The organism is Corynebacterium sp. LaCa_205 (assembly GCF_057458085.1).
The window spans coordinates 1,507,980-1,526,595 of record NZ_CP190931.1; the positions used below are offsets into that span (position 1 = coordinate 1,507,980).

The 18,616-nt window shown below is 57.4% G+C and carries 18 protein-coding genes; 1 reads left to right on the forward strand and 17 read right to left on the reverse strand.

Annotated elements, in window-relative coordinates; genetic code table 11:
- Positions 1–16: 16 nt before the first annotated feature.
- The 3 genes from pyrH to rpsB all read right to left on the reverse strand — a co-directional run bounded on the left by pyrH (position 17) and on the right by rpsB (position 2,918).
- Positions 17–703: a UMP kinase gene (gene pyrH / locus ACP8J1_RS07320; protein WP_023027755.1), complete on the reverse strand. Its 687-nt coding sequence runs from the start codon at positions 701–703 to the stop codon at positions 17–19.
- Between the two features lie 268 nt (positions 704–971).
- The gene (tsf, locus tag ACP8J1_RS07325) at positions 972–1,784 is read right to left on the reverse strand and encodes a translation elongation factor Ts (protein WP_023021300.1); all 813 of its coding nucleotides are present in this window, start codon (positions 1,782–1,784) and stop codon (positions 972–974) included.
- A gap of 300 nt (positions 1,785–2,084) precedes the next feature.
- Positions 2,085–2,918, reverse strand: a complete 834-nt coding sequence (gene rpsB, locus ACP8J1_RS07330) for a 30S ribosomal protein S2 (protein ID WP_005325233.1) — start codon at positions 2,916–2,918, stop codon at positions 2,085–2,087.
- A 393-nt stretch (positions 2,919–3,311) separates the two neighbouring features.
- Here rpsB and ACP8J1_RS07335 point away from each other — a divergent pair, with 393 nt between their 5' ends.
- Positions 3,312–3,818: a M23 family metallopeptidase gene (locus ACP8J1_RS07335; protein ID WP_308767530.1), complete on the forward strand. Its 507-nt coding sequence runs from the start codon at positions 3,312–3,314 to the stop codon at positions 3,816–3,818.
- Here ACP8J1_RS07335 and ACP8J1_RS07340 read toward each other — a convergent pair.
- The 14 genes from ACP8J1_RS07340 to rimM form a co-directional block, all read right to left on the reverse strand.
- Positions 3,815–4,732 carry a tyrosine recombinase XerC gene (locus ACP8J1_RS07340; RefSeq protein WP_023021298.1) on the reverse strand — a complete coding sequence of 306 codons (918 nt, stop codon included), beginning with the start codon at positions 4,730–4,732 and terminating at the stop codon, positions 3,815–3,817. The two genes, ACP8J1_RS07335 and ACP8J1_RS07340, sit on opposite strands and share 4 nt — an antisense overlap.
- A 35-nt stretch (positions 4,733–4,767) precedes the next feature.
- Positions 4,768–5,949, reverse strand: coding sequence for a DNA-processing protein DprA (dprA, locus tag ACP8J1_RS07345; RefSeq protein ID WP_023021297.1), 1,182 nt, complete (start codon positions 5,947–5,949; stop codon positions 4,768–4,770).
- A complete protein-coding gene (locus ACP8J1_RS07350) occupies positions 5,946–7,508 on the reverse strand; it encodes a YifB family Mg chelatase-like AAA ATPase (RefSeq protein ID WP_023021296.1) in 1,563 nt (520 codons plus the stop codon). Before ACP8J1_RS07350 ends, dprA begins: the two co-directional genes overlap by 4 nt.
- On the reverse strand, positions 7,495–7,893 hold the full coding sequence (locus ACP8J1_RS07355) for a YraN family protein (protein WP_023021295.1): 399 nt from the start codon (positions 7,891–7,893) through the stop codon (positions 7,495–7,497). The genes ACP8J1_RS07350 and ACP8J1_RS07355 overlap by 14 nt, the downstream gene beginning before the upstream one ends.
- Positions 7,894–8,065: 172 nt before the next feature.
- On the reverse strand, positions 8,066–8,371 hold the full coding sequence (locus ACP8J1_RS07360) for a DUF2469 domain-containing protein (protein WP_005325239.1): 306 nt from the start codon (positions 8,369–8,371) through the stop codon (positions 8,066–8,068).
- Between the two features lie 62 nt (positions 8,372–8,433).
- Positions 8,434–9,075: a ribonuclease HII gene (locus ACP8J1_RS07365; protein ID WP_023021294.1), complete on the reverse strand. Its 642-nt coding sequence runs from the start codon at positions 9,073–9,075 to the stop codon at positions 8,434–8,436.
- Positions 9,062–9,799: a signal peptidase I gene (gene lepB / locus ACP8J1_RS07370; protein ID WP_023021293.1), complete on the reverse strand. Its 738-nt coding sequence runs from the start codon at positions 9,797–9,799 to the stop codon at positions 9,062–9,064. Before lepB (ACP8J1_RS07370) ends, ACP8J1_RS07365 begins: the two co-directional genes overlap by 14 nt.
- Positions 9,777–10,580: a signal peptidase I gene (lepB, locus tag ACP8J1_RS07375; protein ID WP_023021292.1), complete on the reverse strand. Its 804-nt coding sequence runs from the start codon at positions 10,578–10,580 to the stop codon at positions 9,777–9,779. Before lepB (ACP8J1_RS07375) ends, lepB (ACP8J1_RS07370) begins: the two co-directional genes overlap by 23 nt.
- Positions 10,581–10,765: 185 nt before the next feature.
- Entirely contained in the window at positions 10,766–11,110 is a 345-nt protein-coding gene (gene rplS, locus ACP8J1_RS07380) for a 50S ribosomal protein L19 (protein WP_005325245.1), read from the reverse strand.
- A gap of 152 nt (positions 11,111–11,262) precedes the next feature.
- The gene (locus ACP8J1_RS07385; protein WP_023021291.1) at positions 11,263–13,377 is read right to left on the reverse strand and encodes a YhgE/Pip domain-containing protein; all 2,115 of its coding nucleotides are present in this window, start codon (positions 13,375–13,377) and stop codon (positions 11,263–11,265) included.
- Positions 13,378–13,572: 195 nt separating this feature from the next.
- Complete coding sequence (locus tag ACP8J1_RS07390) at positions 13,573–15,906, reverse strand: Tex family protein (protein WP_023021290.1); 2,334 nt, start codon at positions 15,904–15,906, stop codon at positions 13,573–13,575.
- Between the two features lie 144 nt (positions 15,907–16,050).
- On the reverse strand, positions 16,051–16,680 hold the full coding sequence (locus ACP8J1_RS07395; RefSeq protein ID WP_023021289.1) for a hypothetical protein: 630 nt from the start codon (positions 16,678–16,680) through the stop codon (positions 16,051–16,053).
- A 495-nt stretch (positions 16,681–17,175) separates the two neighbouring features.
- On the reverse strand, positions 17,176–18,048 hold the full coding sequence (trmD, locus tag ACP8J1_RS07400) for a tRNA (guanosine(37)-N1)-methyltransferase TrmD (RefSeq protein WP_023021287.1): 873 nt from the start codon (positions 18,046–18,048) through the stop codon (positions 17,176–17,178).
- The gene (rimM, locus tag ACP8J1_RS07405) at positions 18,045–18,542 is read right to left on the reverse strand and encodes a ribosome maturation factor RimM (RefSeq protein WP_034655408.1); all 498 of its coding nucleotides are present in this window, start codon (positions 18,540–18,542) and stop codon (positions 18,045–18,047) included. Before rimM ends, trmD begins: the two co-directional genes overlap by 4 nt.
- Positions 18,543–18,616: the final 74 nt, after the last annotated feature.

The following is an 18,616-nucleotide window of genomic DNA, read 5'->3' on the forward strand; positions in this document are numbered from 1 at the left end:
CGCAGCCGCTACAGTATTAGGACTGCACCAGCGTGCCGATAACTTCACCGCCAGCTGCGCGGGCAATATTGCCCTCCTCCAGCAGGTTAAAGACCAAAATCGGCATATCATTGTCCATGCACAGGCTAAAGGCCGTTGCATCTGCCACCTTTAGGCCCTTTTCAATGACCTCACGCGGGGTAATTTCGGAGTACAACTCTGCATCCGGATTGGTGCGCGGGTCATCCGAATAGACGCCGTCGACTGCCTTGGCTAGGAACAGAACCTCGGCGCCAATTTCCAAGGCGCGCTGCGCGGCGGTGGTATCCGTGGAGAAGTACGGCATACCCATGCCAGCGCCGAAGATAACTACGCGGCCCTTTTCCAAATGGCGGTCCGCACGCAGCGGCAGGTACGGCTCAGCAATCTGCGCCATGTTGATGGAGGTCTGTACGCGGCAATCAACACCTTGCTGCTTGAGGAAATCCTGCAGTGCGAGGGAATTCATTACCGTGCCGAGCATGCCCATGTAATCCGAGCGTGCCCGGTCCATACCGCGCTGGGATAGCTCCGCGCCGCGGAAGAAGTTTCCGCCGCCAATCACCACTGCAATCTCGATTCCTTGGCGGGAGACCTCGGCGATTTGGCGGGCAACGTTTTCAACCACATCCGGATCGATACCGACCTTACCGCCGCCGAACATCTCACCGCCCAGCTTCAGCATTACTCGCTTATATCCGGTTCGCTTAATATCTGCAGCAGTCACGCCTACTTCGTCTCCTTAACGCGGGGCAGTTTCAATCTCCGCCCCATCTTACCCATATATCTTTCGCATCCTCACACCACCTGCCGATGCAGCCCGGTGGGTTTAAGCTAGGCATCAAAAAGGCACCTAGAGAAGAGAGAACCTCGCGCCGGTCACCCCATTAGCGCACAACAAAGCCCACAAAGGACGGTCCTTTGTGGGCTAGGTTTTAAAAGCGAGAGCGTGCTTAAGCGCCAACCTCGTAGCGAACGAAGCCAGTGATGGTGGTGCCAGCCTCTTCCGCAACCTGCTTTACGGTCTTCTTGTTATCAGACAAGGAAGCCTGCTCCAGCAGAACGATGGACTTGAAGAAGCCGTTCAGGCGGCCTTCCACGATCTTCGGCAGGGCTGCCTCCGGCTTGCCCTCCTCACGAGTAGTGGCCTCAGCGATCTCGCGCTCCTTTTCGACGATCTCTGCAGGAACGTCTTCGCGGGTGAGGTACTCAGCGTTCATTGCAGCAATCTGCAGGGCGGCAGCGTGAGCGCCTTCCTCGTTGCCCTCGTAGGAAACCAGAACGCCCACTGCCGGCGGCAGATCAGCGGAACGCTGGTGCAGGTAAACAGCAATGTTGTCACCCTCTACGGTAACTGCACGGCGTGCCTGCAGCTTCTCACCGGTCTTAGCGGACTCCTCGTCCACTACCTCGGAAACCTTCTTGCCGTCGATCTCAATGTTGTTGAGTTCGTCTGCGGAGTTTGCCTTGGCCTCAGCGGCAGCGTCAGCAATCTTGGCTGCGAAGGTCTTGAAAGCCTCGTTCTTAGCAACGAAGTCGGTCTCACAGTTGATCTCGACCATAGTGTTGCCAGAAACAGCAATCAGGCCTTCGGTTGCCTCGCGGTCAGCGCGCTTGGAGACGTTCTTAGCGCCCTTGATGCGCAGGTACTCAACGGCCTTATCGTAGTCGCCGTTGGACTCTTCCAGAGCCTTCTTGCAATCGAGCATGCCGGAGCCGGTAGCTTCGCGCAGTGCCTTGACGTCTGCAGCAGTGTAGTTCGCCATAGTTGGGGCGATCCTCCTTGAAAATCAAACAGTGTTCGTTCAAACAGCGTAGTCGACGCGGTGAAATCGCGCCGCTTTAGGGTGGCAGAAACCACCCCTTTTCTCACCTATGCATGAAGGTGGAGCTGGCTTCAGCAGCACCCAGCATAGATAAAACCAACCCCCGCCGCCGTTTGAGCACGGTGGCGGGGGTTGGTAAACAGCCTTGGGCAGGTATTACTCCCTTGCTGCCCCACACCAAAAGTGCGTGGGGTATTCAGTTAAACGCAGGTAAGGAAGGTTCCTACCAAGAAAGTACGATTACTTCTCGGCCTTGTCTGCGGATGCTTCCTCAGACTTTTCTGCGGAAGCCGGATCGGAAGCTGCGGCAGCCGCCTCAGCGTCACGCTTTTCCTTTTCAGCAGAGTCGCCGGCAGCTTCCTTGGCTGCAGCCAGCTGACGCTCCTCACGAGCCTTCTTGCCTTCCTCTACAGCGGAAGCAACGATGCCAGAAAGCAGCTTGGTGGAACGGATGGCGTCGTCGTTGCCCGGAATCGGGAAGTCAACGTCGTCCGGATCGCAGTTGGTGTCCAAGATGGCAACAACTGGGATGTTCAGCTTGTGAGCTTCCTTGACCGCGATGTGCTCCTTGTTGGTATCAACAATCCACAGAGCGGACGGGGTCTTAGCCATATCGGAGATGCCGCCCAGAACGCGCTCGAGCTTGGCGCGCTCACGGTTGAGCATGAGAACTTCCTTCTTGGTGCGGCCTTTGTAGCCGTCCTCACGCTCGTCCATTGCCTGAAGCTCCTTCATGCGCTTCAGACGCTTGGACACGGTCTGGAAGTTGGTGAGCATGCCGCCCAACCAGCGGTGGTTTACGTAAGGCATACCGACGCGGGTTGCTTCCTCAGCAACTGCTTCCTGAGCCTGCTTCTTGGTACCAACGAACAGGATGGTGCCGCCGTGTGCAACGGTTTCCTTGACGAACTCATAAGCCTCGTCAATGTAGGTCAGCGTCTGCTGCAGGTCGATGATGTAGATGCCGTTACGGTCAGTGAAGATGAAACGACGCATCTTCGGATTCCAGCGACGGGTCTGGTGGCCAAAGTGCACACCAGCGTCGAGGAGCTCGCGCATGGTTACAACTGCCATGATTCGCTCGCTTTCTTTTATCTTGTCTTTCGGTTTTCCAATTGTGCGGTGTTTTATTCCGCACCCTAGCAACGAAGGCCCCGCTGACACCTTGTTTCCAAGGACCACGTCAGCCGCTAGGCTGTCTCTTCCTTCCAGCAGGAAGCGACAACTTCGCCGCGCGTAGTCAATGCCTCCACACGGTGGACACACTGCTGCCTCAAAGAATAATCCCTCTACGCTGGTTTTTCCAAACCGAATACAACTTATTCACACTAGGGTCGAAGCTGCTAAGCATCATGCGCCACATTCACCCCAATTGGACCATCCGCTACTCGTAATCCACAGCCCCACAGGCAAGGGCTTTCTGACAGCTCACCTCTGGTTAATGCTTTTCCCATGAGCCATTTTTCTGTGTCTTTTTCAAAGCCCGCTTTCCGACGCCCCACCTTCACCACCACTGCCTTCCTCGTCGTTTCTTCCCTCCTACTACTGTGCTGCCCGCCGGCCACGGCCTACGTTGATCCTGCCTCGGGTAAGCCAAACCCGGCGCGGGTTTTGCGCGGGTTTGAAGCTCCCGAACAAAAGTGGAGTCCCGGCCACCGCGGTGTAGACATGGCCCTTGCCGTGGGTTCTCCGGTGGTAGCCGCTGAAGATGGCGTTGTCGCGTTTGTCGGCACGGTGGCAGGAAAACCGGTCGTTTCCATCACCCATGCAGACGGGGTAAGGACGACTTATCAGCCCGTACACGGCACCGTAAAACAAGGCCAAGAAGTTCGCGAAGGACAAGTCATTGGCCGCTTGGGCAATCCCGTCGATGGCTATCCCGGCCTGCACTGGGGCGCCCTCATTGCAAAAGATACCTATATCGATCCTTTAACCTTGCTGGATATGCCAGTGATACGCCTCAAGCCACTTTAAGCTCGAGGATGCGCCTGGTTATATACGCGTTGCAATCTTTGCGCAGATACGTGGGTATAGATCTGCGTGGTATTAAGCGAGGAATGCCCCAATAGTTCTTGCACAACCCGCAAATCTGCCCCGCCTTCTAGGAGGTGGGTGGCAGCCGAGTGCCGCACTCCGTGCGGGGTAAGCCCTTGTGCACCGCTAACTTTGGCGGCCCTATCCACAATGCGCCGCACCTGGCGCTGGTCAATGCGCCCTCCCCTGCTGCCTACGAATACGGCTTTAGTTCCTTCCTCAGCGAGTTGTCCACGGCCCTTTTCTATCCACTGCCGCAAGGCGTCGTCCGCCGCATGACCAAAAGGCACCACGCGCTGCTTATCTCCCTTACCGGTTACGTGCAAGGTGCCGCGATGAAAATCAATATCGCTCAGGTCTAGGCGCACCAGCTCCGCCACGCGCATCCCGGAGGCATACAGCAACTCCAAGATGGCACTATCGCGCAGGAAGTGAGCTTCGTCTGCAGAAACCGCATTGCCCATGAGCTCACCGGCCTGCTCGGGGGATAGAACCGTCGGTAGGTGACGGCCCACCTTGGGCGTGACTAGCCGTGCGGCTACATCTCGCTCGAGGTGCCCTTCGCGCACTGCCCAAGTGGAAAATCCTTTGACCGCTGCGGTGCGCCGCGCCAAGGTGGAGCGCGACTTTCCTTCCGCCACGGCCTCTGCCAGCCATTGGCGCAGGTTGTTGAGGTTAAATTCCGCAAAGGTAGGAACGCTGCGAGCAAGGTCGCGCAGATCTGAGCGATACCCACGTACCGTTGCCTCCGCACGGCCTTTCACGTGCAGTTGGAAATCCACGAAATCCTCGATAGCCTCAGCCATCTGCCCTTGAATATCCGGCGCTTTCGCGGAAACTCCATCTTCACTCATGTCACAGCAGTGTACTCGCCTTTCACTGGGGTTATCTATTCCGTTTCCCTGCGCGCCCAGGTATTGCCGTGGCGGACAACGACACACATCTTCTCTAACGCCAATAAAAGGTGAACTGTCAACGGCAGACGAAATCCCGCGTCGCGGGCAATGTCCTCTGCCGTAGCTTTTTCTTGGCCTGGCGGCGGTGTTGCATCAAAGACTCGCAACTCATTGCGGGAGAGACGTTGTGTCATTGTTGCCGCAAAATTGATTTCATATTGTGCACCTGGATCTACTTCCCCGGCGCGGCTGACTAAGGCGCGAATTTCATCGGCGCTGGTGACCAACTGTGCACGGCCTTCCTGAATGCGCTGGTGACAGCCCAGCGAGCCGCTAGTGGTTATCGGCCCCGGTACAGCCATGGCCACACGTCCTAGCGCTTCTGCCCAGTTGAGAGTATTAAGTGCGCCGGATCGAAAAGCCGCCTCCATAACTACGGTGCCGTGACTGAGTGCTGCTACTAAACGATTGCGCGTTAGGAACCGGTGTCGCTTCGGTGCGGTTTCCGGTGCGAATTCAGAAATAACGCACCCGTTATCCGCGATCTTGGCAAATAGGTTGGCATTGCGAGCCGGATAGTCCCTATCGATGCCGCACGCTGCTATAGCTACCGTGTGCCCGTTGTTGTGCAAAGCAGTTTCATGCGCCACGGTATCAACGCCTAGGGCGCCGCCAGATATAGGAGTCCATTCGTGTTGAACCAATCCGGACACTACGTTTTGGGTTGCCTGCCAGCCATAGCGAGAAATGGCGCGAGTGCCAACAATCGCTACAGCCTGAGCAACCTCCTGTTTCACAGGGGCGCCACGCACCCAGAGGCTGTGCGGCGGCAGTGCTTGGTCATCAAAGGTAGCTGGGGCTTCCCCGCTGTTTTGATAAAAGCCGAATGCGGAATCAAACTCCTCCGTTGGCCATTCTGGGCTTTCTGCCGTGATGAGCCGAGCCCCAACGCGTTCTGCTGCTGCCATATCCTCCGCTTGACGCAGCCAATCATAACGGGAGGCCGTGCGCGCAAGCAGCGGTCCTATCCATTCGGCACGATGGTAGATTCCATGGGCGATTTCCTCGGCCGGATACTGCGTAAGCAGGGCCTGCAAGGCAGCGGAAGGGCCTTCTACCACGCGGTTGAGGTATACCCAGGTGGCATAAGGGGTGGAGAGATCTAATTCGCTCATGCCGCGAGCCTTCCCACGTTGATGGAGCCACGCAGGTCGAGTGCGCGTCCCACCTCATCCAAGTCCGGCTGCATCTTTCCTGCTAAATCAGCTAAGGTCCACGAAAGCCTGAGCACACGGTCCACCCCGCGCTGGGAAATTTCGCCTTCCGCCAGGTAGGCGGACAACATGACCATTGCAGCATCTGCAGCCGGCCGCTTTCGGCGCAAGTAGGACGAAGGGACCTCGCCATTGGTCCGCGCGGAAATGCCATCCGCCCACCACCGCGCAGCGGCACGCTCGCGGGCAGCGGCAACTCGCTCGGCAATGACTGCGGAGTCTTCTTCGCCCTCCGCGTTAATCGTCGCCGCCTGCCCACTTAAGGTGACCACCATATCTAGACGGTCCCGGAGCGGACCGGAGAGGTTGGACAGATAATTCATGCGCTCGTGCGGGTTACACCTGCACTGCGAAGGATCTTCTGCCGAGCACCTACACGGGTTTGCTGCCATGACCAATTGGAAGCGAGCGGGATAGATAACTTCTCGGCGCGAGCGCGCTAGCCGTACTTGTCCTTCTTCCAACGGGGCACGCAGGCCATCGAGTACCGGTGCGGCAACCTCGCTGACCTCGTCGAGGAAGAGCACACCATTGTGAGCCAGGCTTACCGCTCCTGGGCGCGGATACCCGGATCCGCCACCCAGCAGCGCGGCCCGAGTAACCGAGGCATGCGGGGCGATAAACGGAGCATGCTCAATGACCTCACCTGGCGTTCCGGTAAGCGAATGAATCGCGGTGGTCTCTACCTGCTGATCCGGGGTAAGTGTAGGCAGGATGGTGGGCAGACGGGAGGCAATCATGGACTTTCCCGCCCCGGGAGGGCCAATCATCATAAGGTGGTGTCCACCGGCCGCAGCAACCTCGGCGGCCCATTTTGCATTCGCTTGGCCCGCGATATCGCAAAAGTCCGGGCGCGCTGCAGCTGCAGGCGCGGGGTCGGGCGATCCGGGAAAACTCGCCGCCTGCGGTAACCCGCGGTTTCCGCACGCCCAGCTAAAAGCCTCTTTCAAAGATGCTGCGACGAGTACGTCCAAATCCGGCACCAAGGTTGCCTCGGCTGCGTTACCCGGCGGCACGATAAGAGTTGATATTCCCTGCTCCCTTGCGGCTAGGAGGGCCGGAATAATACCTGCGACGGGCCGAACGGATCCGTCGAGACCGAGCTCTCCCAAAACCAAGGTGCGCTGCAGCCGCCTCGCGGGCGAAGGCGAATTGCCAAAGCGCGGAAAGTCACCTTCTGCCTGCGCCGCCAGGATCGCGAGCGCTATGGGTAAGTCAAAGTGGGAACCGGATTTGGGAAGCGACGCTGGAGACATCGAGACGACCACCTTGGTCTTGGGCCAAGGAAGGTGGGAGTTAAAGGCTGCAGTCTTGATCCTATCCCGCGATTCAGAGATCGCGGTATCCGTCTGCCCTACAACATGTATCCCTGGCAGGCCGTGGCCAACGTTCGCTTCTACATCGACTAGCTGTGCTAGAACTCCGTTGAGGGACATCGTTAAGCAATTACCTAGAGCCATCTTCAACCCCCTTGAAGTGTTCTAGCGCAAATCCCTGCCCGCGCTCCAACAACGTTATAACGTCGAATCGCACCGAAGACAGTGGCTTTCCATCGAGCCACTGCGCTGCAGCCTTGCGAAGGCGCGCTAGCTTCTGCGGGGTTACGGCTTCTGCTACCCCGAAGCTGGGAGTGGCACGCGTTTTAACCTCGACAAAGACGATGGTTCCGTCCGCCTCGCGCGCGATGAGGTCAATTTCTCCTACCCTATAAGAGACATTAGCGGCAATAATTTCGGCCCCGCGTGCACGGAGGTAGCGCGCGGCGAAGGCTTCTCCCCTTTTCCCTAAGACTTGCTTATGGCGAGGCTTCTTCGTGGCTAGGTGGTGTTCTGAACTAAATTGCATTGCAGTTTATCCTTGTGCGTCGTGAAATTCATCGGCCTGCACAGAACACCGCAGCTAGCATGGGGTGCACAAGGTGTACAAAACGGAAAGTGCCCAGGCTGTGGATAACTAGGCTTCGAGGCACTGTTATCCACAGCCAGGGCACAACGCTTGTAGTGCCGAGTTGACAAAATTACTCCGGCATCATGAATTCAGGCTTATCCAGCTCTTCGATATTGACGTCCTTGTAGGTAATGACGCGAACATAGCGCACAAAGCGGGCGGAGCGGTACATATCCCATACCCAAGCATCGGACATGCGCACCTCGTAGTACACATCAGGCCCAGAGGTATGCGGAATGAGCTCTACCGCATTAGCAAGGTAAAAGCGCCGCTCAGTTTCAACGACATAGGAAAACTGACTGACAACGTCTCGGTACTCGCGGTAGAGGGACAGCTCTACCTCAGCCTCGTAGTTATCGAGTTCCTCTGCACTCACGGTGGACCTCCAGGTTGTGGGTTAGCTCGCTTAAGCTTAGCGTGCAGGAGGCTAGATTTTCGCTAGGCACGCGCGGCGAACTCCGCATGAGCGCGGCGGACATTGTCATAGCTCATCCGGTGTTCCGGGCACGCTCCCAGCGCCGAAATTGCGGCCTCGTGTGCCTTAGTCCCATAGCCTTTGTGCTTGGCTAATTCATAACCGGGGTAGCGCGCATCAAGGTCGCGCATCAGGTGGTCGCGACTCACTTTTGCCAAGACACTTGCCGCGGCGATACACCGCGCGGCTGCATCGCCGCCGATGATGGGCAGCTGGGGTTGGGTAAGGCCGGGGATAAAGAGGGCGTCGCTAAGCACATAGCCCGGGCGGACATCCAGGCGTGCTACCGCCCTGCGCATACCGGAAATATTAGCGTGCTGGATGCCGCGCTTATCGATGTCCCCAGCGCTAATGTGCACCACAGACCAGTCCACAGCCTTGTCCTTAATGAGTGGAAAGAGCCGCTCGCGCTGCCGGGGAGTCAGCTTTTTGGAATCGCTAAGCTCCGCCAGCTCCTTGATCGGGCGATCAGGCATAATGCAGGCCGCGATGGTGATCGGCCCGCAACACGCGCCGCGCCCGGCCTCATCCACTCCAGCCACCGGCCCGAGCCCAGCCTTGCTCAACGCCAGCTCATAGGTGCGTCGTTGCTTAAGCCGCCGCATGCGAAATCTCTGGGTGTTCCACCCCACCCCACCGCGACAGAGGCAAGATGACAGCCTCAACTCGGCCGCGAATATTGTCCACTGGCACGGTGCCTTGTAGGTTATCGCCCAAGTGCGCACGCGAATCGAGGGAGTTGGTGCGATTATCTCCCATTACCCAGAGATGCCCCTCCGGGACGGTGACGGGGCCGAAGTACTCGCCGCCACACTCCTGCGAGCCAACGCCGGGGTCTACGGGAATCTCCGGTGGATCAAGCACGAATGATTGATCTATCGGCTGACCATCCACCATCACCGAAGGATCACCAGCTTCACAGCTCACCGTTTGTCCGCCGGTAGCAATTACCCGCTTGACGAGGATATTTTCCCCGTTGGGCAATAGTCCTACGGCTGCCAAGGCATTCTGCGCACCACGCACAATAATGTTGCCCGAGCGTTTTACCTGAAACTCGTTATTCCACGACTCCGGCCCTTCGAAGACAACCACCTCCCCAGGTTGTGGGTCTGTGAAGTAATAGCTGACCTTCTGCACTACGATGCGATCATTTTCGCAGCCGGCACAACCATGCAGGGTAGGTTCCATCGACGCAGAAGGAATGACATACATCCGTCCCACCAATGCTTGTAACAGCACCAGCAGGACAAAACCTGCCACCACGGGGAAGAAAAAATCCCGGGTGCGCAGGCGTTGGGAAGAAGGCTTATTCCTGGATGTCCGGGTCATCGATGCCACCGATGCGGGTAAACGGCCAGAAGACGAACTTCACCTTGCCGCGGACATTTTCCACCGGTACTGTGCCGTGGAATTTATCGGTCATGTGATAGCGAGAATCTGCCGAGGCCGTGCGATTATCACCCATGACCCAGATATTGCCCTCCGGTACTTCCACGGGACCAAAGTACGGGCCTCCACAAGCTTCCGAGCCTGTCGACTTATCTACCGGGTACGTTGGCGGGTCTTGCACGTAGTCTTGCTCGATGGGCTTGCCATCAACCATGACTGCAGGATCGCCCTCCTGGCAAGACACTGTCTGCCCACCGGTGGCAATCACGCGCTTAACCAGGGTATTTTCATCGGGCGGCGCCAAGGATACAAAGCTCAACGCATCCTGCACCCCGTGGATTACCGGGTTGGACGAGCGCGGCGAGACATAGCTGGAATTCCAGTCCTCGGTGCCTTTGAAGACGACAACATCGCCTGGTTCTGGCTCTCCATCGCCGTAATAGGAGATCTTTTCCGTAAAGATACGGTCATTCGTACAGCCCTCGCAGCCATGCAGTGTCGGCTCCATCGAGCCGGAAGGGATCACATACTGCCGTCCGATAAAGTTCTGGAAAAGGCCCACGATAACAAGGACCGTTGCCACGACCAGAAGGGTTTCCAGCAGCCACGGCATGTCTTTTTTCTTGGTTGCCCCTTCGCCTTGCGGGGAAGCGTTCCCCTCTACGGGGTTGGCCCCCTCACCTTCAGGCGACTGTTCCTGCGAGATGCTGTCTTTATTCACGCGCTAAATCCTAGCAACCCCACGTCCCGGTTCCCGCCTTATCCCCCTCGCGGCTGGAGAATTCACAGGCAACTATCCGGTTAAAGCCTGCCGGCTGACACCAGGAAATAGCTGGCAATAGGCACAAAAATCCCCCTTACACCCACAAGGGTGCAAGGGGGATGGTGGCGCGCAGCGCACTACTACTAGCGACGCTCCTTGATGCGAGCCTTCTTACCGCGCAGATCGCGCAGGTAGTACAGCTTCGCACGGCGAACGCGGCCGCGGCGGGAGACCTTGATGGACTCCAGGTTCGGGGAGTGAACCGGGAAGGTACGCTCAACGCCGATACCGAAGGAGACCTTACGGACGGTGAAGGTCTCACGGATGCCGGAACCCTGACGACGGATGCAGATGCCCTTGAACAGCTGTGCACGCTCGTTGTTACCCTCAATAACCTTTACGTTAACGTCGAGGGTATCGCCTGGGCGGAAGGACGGGATATCGTCGCGCAGCTGTGCTGCATCGACCTTGTCAATAATGTTGGACATGCCAATATTCCTTTTCAGTTTGGGACAGAGGACCCTAGCGGCGTGAAGCCTAACCGGTTCGTGCCCGTTACATAGAACGGTGCACTATTTTTCCACATGCACTGGCAGGAACCAAATTTCCTTCCCGGCACTACTTTTCTTCCCTGCCTAAGTTACGCCGCCACAGCAGCCGGGGAGCGGACAAGGTGCTCATCGAGGATTTTCGCCGTACCCAAGTGACGCGCGCGGAAGACCATATATGAGGCGAAAAGCGCGATCAGGGTAAATCCGAGCAACGCTGCCATTCCAGTCCAGAAGGTCGCGTCATGAATCCCATCAGTGGCACGCGTGAAAGCATCTTTTGCGTAGGTCATCGGATGGAAAGAGTGCATAATGCTCAACGGGCGGGGAATCGCGGCCACCGGCCACACGCCGCCAAAGACCATCACGCCGAGGGCAAAGAGTCCCGCGGCGAAGATGCCACCAATCTTTCGGCCAAAAGTCACGTGGAAAAACTGGTAAGTCGCCGCGCCCACCGCCGCGATGGCCGCTACTACCCCGAGAATCATCGGCCAGCTAGCCGGTGACCACCCCAAAGTCGCTGACATCAGCGCCATAAAGGCAAGGACAATGAAGTTGAGCGCAGTCAGCGTGAAGAACGCAAGAAGTATCCTGCGCGCAGGATGCGTGACTGGAATTCCCTTACGTCCGAGGTAATAGGGGAACACCATAGCCACCAGCAGCATGACAAGGAAGCCGAAGACAAGCACTAAGAGCAAAGAGGCGCCGCCGGTGATGTCTTTGCGGGTAGGGTCCGCGGAGCTTATTACAGTTTGGACTGGGTGCACATTGGAAGCGGTGAAGTTGATGGGAACGGCCATGTTTTGAGCCGAGTCTTCCGGTTTGGAGATAGATGGCGCTTTGTCTGCACCATCTGCCAGCTTCTGCGAGAGCTCACCAGAACCAGCCTTTAGCTTATCCATGCCTCCCTTGAGCTCGGCACCGCCGGCCGCCAAGCGGTCTGTTCCTGCCTTCAGGGTGCCGGTTCCATCGTGGAGGCGGCTCGTTCCATCGTGCAGCTGAGCAGCGCCGTTGCTGAGTTCTCCAACGCCGCTGTGCAGCTCTTTGGTGCCATCAGCGAGACGGTGCGCCCCGCCATTGAGTTTGTTCATACCGCCCAGATATTCCGAGTTGGGATCTGAAAGGTTGTAGTACAGCTGGCCGGTACCATGAGAAAGCTGTTCTAGTTTCTCCACCATGTTTCCACTCGTCGCCGGATCTAGCTTGGATACGAGCGAGTGGAGCTGTTCAGCCTGTTGCCCCATACCCAAGTTACGCAGTACCTCTACCAGTTGCGAAAGGGCAGGAACCACGACTTGGGCCTGTTTGAGCACTGGGATGAGCATTCCCGTGAGCTGATTAACCCCACCATCGATCTGGCCTGCACCATCGGCGAGACGGCCAGTGCCAGCGAGCAGCTTATCGGAGCCTTCGGCAAGTTGCGTTGCACCATCATCCAGGCGAGCGGCACCATCATCGAGTCGCCCGACTCCCTCATTGAGGCGGGTTGTGCCATCAAGGAGCGCACCAGTTCCATCATGCAGCTTTCCTGCGCCGGCCCCCAGCTCACCTATGCCGGCGACCACACGACCACCACCTTCTTGCAGCTTTCCGGCACCTTCATCAAGACGCCCAGCGCCATCGGCGGCAGTTCCCAATCCATCGCTTAGCTTTTTGAGCCCTTCGATTACCTGGTCAGCATATTTTTTCGAGATTGCATTTTCCACGCTGGTTTGCACCTGCGGGATGAGGCTGGAAGAAATCACGGAGCCGTTCGTGCCGTAATAGTCATTGCTCGCGAAATGAATTTCAGGTTTGACGGGTTTATCGCTGATGATGGTCACCGCCTGTTTGGAAAAGTCCTGAGGGATGGTCACCACCAGCAGATATTTTCCCTTTATCAGCCCTTGGTCCCCCTCCTCCTTATTCACCTCTGCGAAATTTAGGTAATCGGTATCCAGCAGACCTTCTACCACCTGATCTCCGTAATTGGTATATGCGCCTTGCTTGTTGACGCCCGCGTCTTCATTCACCACCGCTAGGTCAATTTTGCGCATGTATTTGGACGGGTCCCACATAGCCCACATCATGGTTCCGGCAACAATAATGGGCGCAACCAGGAAGAACACGATGAGTACTCGTGCCAATGCACTGCGCGGACGCCAATCCAATACGCGGTGCCAACCCAATACTCCCCTGCCATGGCTGGATGTAGCCGCTTTGCTCATTTCCTTCTCCTTGCAATTGACATGGCACCACGCGCCTTTTACTTAGTTTTGCCAAACTTACCATTGTGAGACAATATGGGCACGCAATGGACTCCACGGCGTGGAGGAAATCTCTCCCCCCCAGGCATGCAAAAGCTCCCACCGTAGGCAACGATGGGAGCAAAAGCAGCAGTTAAAAAGGCTAGCCCACAGCGGCTAAAAGCCTGCTTTCTTCAGGGCATCGGCCATGGCACCACCACCGCCGGAGCCACCTCGTCCGCCAGTGCGGCCGCGCGAGCCGCCCCGGGAACCGCGCCCGGATTTGTGTCCGGAGCGCTTCCCTTCTCCCCTGGCGGCAGAGTTTGCGGCATGTTGCGCATCGCCACGGCGCTTGGGAGCCTGCTGCCCCGGTTCATCATCGAGGCGCAAAGACAAGCCGATGCGCTGCCGCTCGACGTCGACCTCCATGACTTTTACCTTGACCACTTGGCCAGAGCGCACGACCTCGTGCGGATCAGAGACGAACTTGTGGCTCATGGCAGAAACATGGACGAGGCCGTCCTGATGTACTCCAACGTCCACAAAAGCGCCAAAGGCCGCCACGTTGGTAACTGTGCCCTCAAGGATCATTCCCGGGGTGAGATCGGAGACCTTATGTACCCCCTCTTTGAAGGTTGCGGTCTTAAATTCCGGACGCGGGTCGCGGCCGGGTTTATCCAGCTCAGCGATGATATCGGTCACCGTAGGGATACCAAAGGTCTCATCTGCAAAATCTGCTGGCGCAAGCTTGGAAAGTACGCGGGTATTGCCAATAAGCTCGGAAATGCCCAGACCGGTCTTTTCCGCAATGCGGGAGACAACTGGATAAGCCTCAGGGTGCACGGCGGAGGCATCCAATGGATCGGTGCCGCCATTGATGCGAAGGAAGCCGGCTGACTGCTCAAACGCCTTAGGTCCGAGACGCGGCACCTTCTTCAGTTCCTTACGGGAAGCAAAGGAGCCGTTTTCATTGCGGTAAGCCACGATATTGGCAGCGATGGTGGAATTAACTCCAGCCACCCGCTCCAGCAGCGGGACGGAAGCAGTGTTGAGATCTACGCCCACGCCGTTCACGGCACTTTCCACCACACCATCAAGGGTGCGAGCGAGCGCGGTCTGGTTAACATCGTGCTGATACTGCCCCACCCCAATAGCCTTCGGATCGATCTTTACCAGCTCCGCCAGAGGATCCTGCAAACGACGAGCGATGGAGACTGCACCACGCAGCGAGACATCCATATCGGGGAATTCCGCCGCCGCCAGCTGCGAGGCAGAATACACCGAAGCGCCGGACTCTGAGACTACGACGGGCGTGGGACGCTGGCCTCCGGCCTGCTTGATGAGGTCCGCAATCTCCTGGGCGAGCTTCTCGGTCTCACGGGAGGCAGTACCATTTCCGATGGCCAAAAGGTCCACCGAATGCTTGGCGCACAAGGTAGACAAGGTCTGTAACGCCTGGCTCCACTGATTCTGCGGCTGGTGCGGGTAGACAATAGTGGTATCGAGCACTTTGCCGGTTTTGTCTACAACCGCACACTTGACGCCATTGCGGTATCCCGGATCCAGGCCAATGGTGGCACGCTGACCTGCCGGCGCAGCAAGTAGCACATCCCGCAAATTGGTGGCAAAAATCTTGAGCGCACCTTCCTCTGCCACTTCTTTCAGGCGCATACGTACATCCAGGCTGGAGGAAATATAAAGCTTGGTGCGCCAGCCCCAATGGACTGCGTCAGCAAGCCACTTGGAGGAGCGATCCAGTTCGAAACGGGAGGCAATAACGTCCTCATAGTCCGCGTCATCGCCAGCATCAAGCTGCAATTGCAATACGCCTTCATTCTCGCCCCGCAGGAGCGCCAAAATGCGGTGCGAGGGCAATGTGTGGAAAGGCTCGTTGAAGGAGAAGTAATCCTTAAACTTCGCCCCTTCTGCTTCCTTGCCCTCAATGACGTGCGCGCCCATAACACCCTTAGTAAACATGCGCTCTCGCACCTCACCCACCAGGTCAGCGTCCAGTGCTAAGCGATCCACCAGGATGGCGCGGGCGCCGTCGAGGGCTTTCTTTGTATCTTCAAAGCCCTCGCAAAGGAAGGCCTGCGCTAGGTCTTCTGGGGTGGCGTGAGGATCCGCGATGAGCTTATCGGTCAGCTCTTCTAGGCCGGCCTCGCGGGCAATATCCGCCTTAGTTTTGCGGCGCTTCTTATACGGCAGGTACAGGTCCTCCAGGCGCGCCTTGGTTTCGCAGGCAAGGATTTGTTTCTTCAGGGCGTCGCTAAGCTTGCCCTGCTCCTCAATCGCCGCAAGGATGGTCTCCTTACGCTCCTGCAATTCCTTCAGGTAGTTCGCGCGCTCCTCAATAGTGCGCAGCTGGGAGTCATCCAGCCCGCCGGTGGCCTCCTTGCGGTAGCGGGCAATAAAAGGCACAGTATTGCCCTCCGCAAGGAGCTGCAACGCGGTGGAAATCTGTGTTTCCTTCACATTGAGCTCGGCGGCGATGGTTGCCGCAATATTCACGTGGTCTCCTCACTCTTTTCTCGAGGTTTGGGATTAGACCCACCCAATTTACCGCACGGCCCTTACACCGCCTTCGCTTGCCGACGCCCCTCTCAACGCAAAACCTCCTTTCCAGCAAGGAAAGGAGGAAGGTGCGGCGCGTGCTTAGTGGATAACCACGCGGGCGTTATCGCCGCCGGTGCAAGTAACCCGGGCGGAGCTGCCGGAGCAGTACATGGTGTAGGTACGACCGGTGCTCGGCGAATAGACACTCAAGGTGACGTTGGTGCCGCCACCCGCAACCCAGTTATTCATAAAAGCGGTGTAGACGTTGCGAGCAAAAGGACTGGAAGTCGGGCCAGTCGCATAATAGTTAGGGTAATCACCCCAGGAATGTCCATTGCTGGAGCCAGCGGAACCAGCCTGTGCCGGTGCTGGTGCCGGGGCTTCCTTGGTCTCGGTCACCGTGACCGGGCTGGAGTCCTCATCCTCTGCAGAATCCTTGGAGGAACCGGACTTCTTGCCGGACCCCGACCCAGTTCCGGATCCGCTATTCGCATCCGCCTGCTGGAATTGGCTATCCCCTGCAGCGCTATCCGTAGAATCGCTCTGGTTATTAGTCACGAACATAATGACCATGGCAGCCACCGCGATTACCGCCACAATGGCTGCGATAATCGCAGCGATCGTGGCACCGCTGACGCCGCCATTGTTCTGCTGGGGATAATACTGTTGGTTGTACTGGGGCGGCTGCTGGTTAAATCCACCGTAATTATTGCCATTGGGAGCCGTCATGGTTTAGGGACCACCTTGGGAATAGAAAATTGGAGGGAATGTCCCCCTAACTATAACCCCAGACGGCCTAAGCGCTGCAGATTTAGCGTGAAAATGCGGCAATTAATTTCCTCGTCGGCGCCTATTACGCAGCTTCCGCTCGCCATACCGCTGGGGTACCAAGCCCCATCTCTGTAAAACCGATTTCCGCGCTCCCCAACCACAGCGCTTCCGGGGGCAAACATTCCGCCACAGTGGGGGCCACGGTGGCTAAGGGGTGTGCGGTCTCACCGTTAACTATAAGCCGCCACACCGGAATTCCCTGCGGTCGCTGACCAAACCTGAAACGGTATTCCTGCGCTAACGGGCTGCTCTCCGGGCATGATTCCGCTACCTGAATGACGAAAATGCTAGCTGGATGAAAGCCCTGAGCACGTAGCCTGTCAGGCAGGCCTGCGAGGCAATCCTCATTCTCTCGAGTTCCTAGAAGCACGGAAAGATCAGCACTAACCTCCATTAGCCTTCACCCTTAGCCTTAGCTTCCTGCTCCAACTGCGCAATGAAAGCCCTATCATCCTTGTCTAGCTCTGCTACTTCCAGCAGCTCGGGACGGCGCTGCCAGGTGCGCAATAATACTTGTTCGCGCCGCCACTTATCCACCAAGGCGTGGTTTCCCGAGGTCAAAACGTCCGGTACGGCCAGACCCCGCCACTCTCGCGGCTTGGTATAGCTCGGGCCCTCCAAGAGACCATCAGAAAAGGAATCCTCTTCATGGGAGCGCTTATTGCCCAGCACGCCTGGAATGAGTCGCACGACGGCCTCTGCAATTACCAACGTCGCTACTTCCCCACCGATCAACACATAATCACCGATGGATACCTCGCGGACGCGGTAGCGACGCGCGGCATCATCCACCACACGCTGATCGATTCCCTCATAACGCCCGCAAGCAAAGACGATATGCTCCTCAGTCGACCACGCACGCGCATCCGCTTGACTAAACGGCTGTCCCGTTGGGGTAGGCACAATGAGCAGTGGGAGGTCACTATCCTCCTCGGGCTGGGCGTCAACCGCATAGGCGTGCGCCTCTACTCCTTCAAGCTCATCGTGGCGGGGACGGTTCAAGTGCGGAAGGGCCGATTCTAGGTTCGGTGCACTTTCCTGAGCAGCAACACTATCGAGTGCCGGCCCCCATACTTCCGGCTTCATAACCATGCCAGGGCCACCGCCGACCGGCGAATCATCGACAGACTTATGCGCATCAGTCGCCCACTGCCGCAGATCATGTACGCCTACTTCAAGGCGACCTTGTTCAATGGCTTTTCCTAAAAGTGCATGCCGCAACGGCTCCAAGTACTCCGGAAAGATGGTGACAACATCAAGCCTCATAGGTCCAGCAATCCTTCCGGCGGGTCAATGGTGCACGTCCCTGCTGCAAGGTCCACGTCAGGAACAATGGCATGCACGAAAGGAATGAGTGCTTCCTTGCCAGTGTCGAGATTTACCTCTAGCAAATCTTGGCTTCCACCGTGGATGACCGACGTAACCTCACCAATGTTCTTGCCCGCCAGAAGTACGCGTAGTCCTTCCAGCTCATGGTCATAAAAACCGCCATCATCGTTATCGAGCGGCGCGGCGAAAAACTTCGTGCCGCGCAGGCTATCCGCCACATTGCGGTCTTTTACTTCTTCGAAGGTAACGAGCAGCCTTCCCTTGTGAGTGCGGACTGCCTTGATAGTTAGCGTGTGCTCTTTTTTGCCCTGCGTGCCATGGAGCGCTTCCCCCACCGCAAAGCGCACCTCCGGTTCGTCAGTAGTGGCCTCGATTACTACTTCACCCTTCACGCCGTGCGATTTAATCACGCGACCAATCATCAATTCCATAGCGGAAATTCTACAGCACGAGCCTTTTCCCTTGTCAGTGATGGGTTTTCAGCTACTTCGAAAAAGTTCCAGTT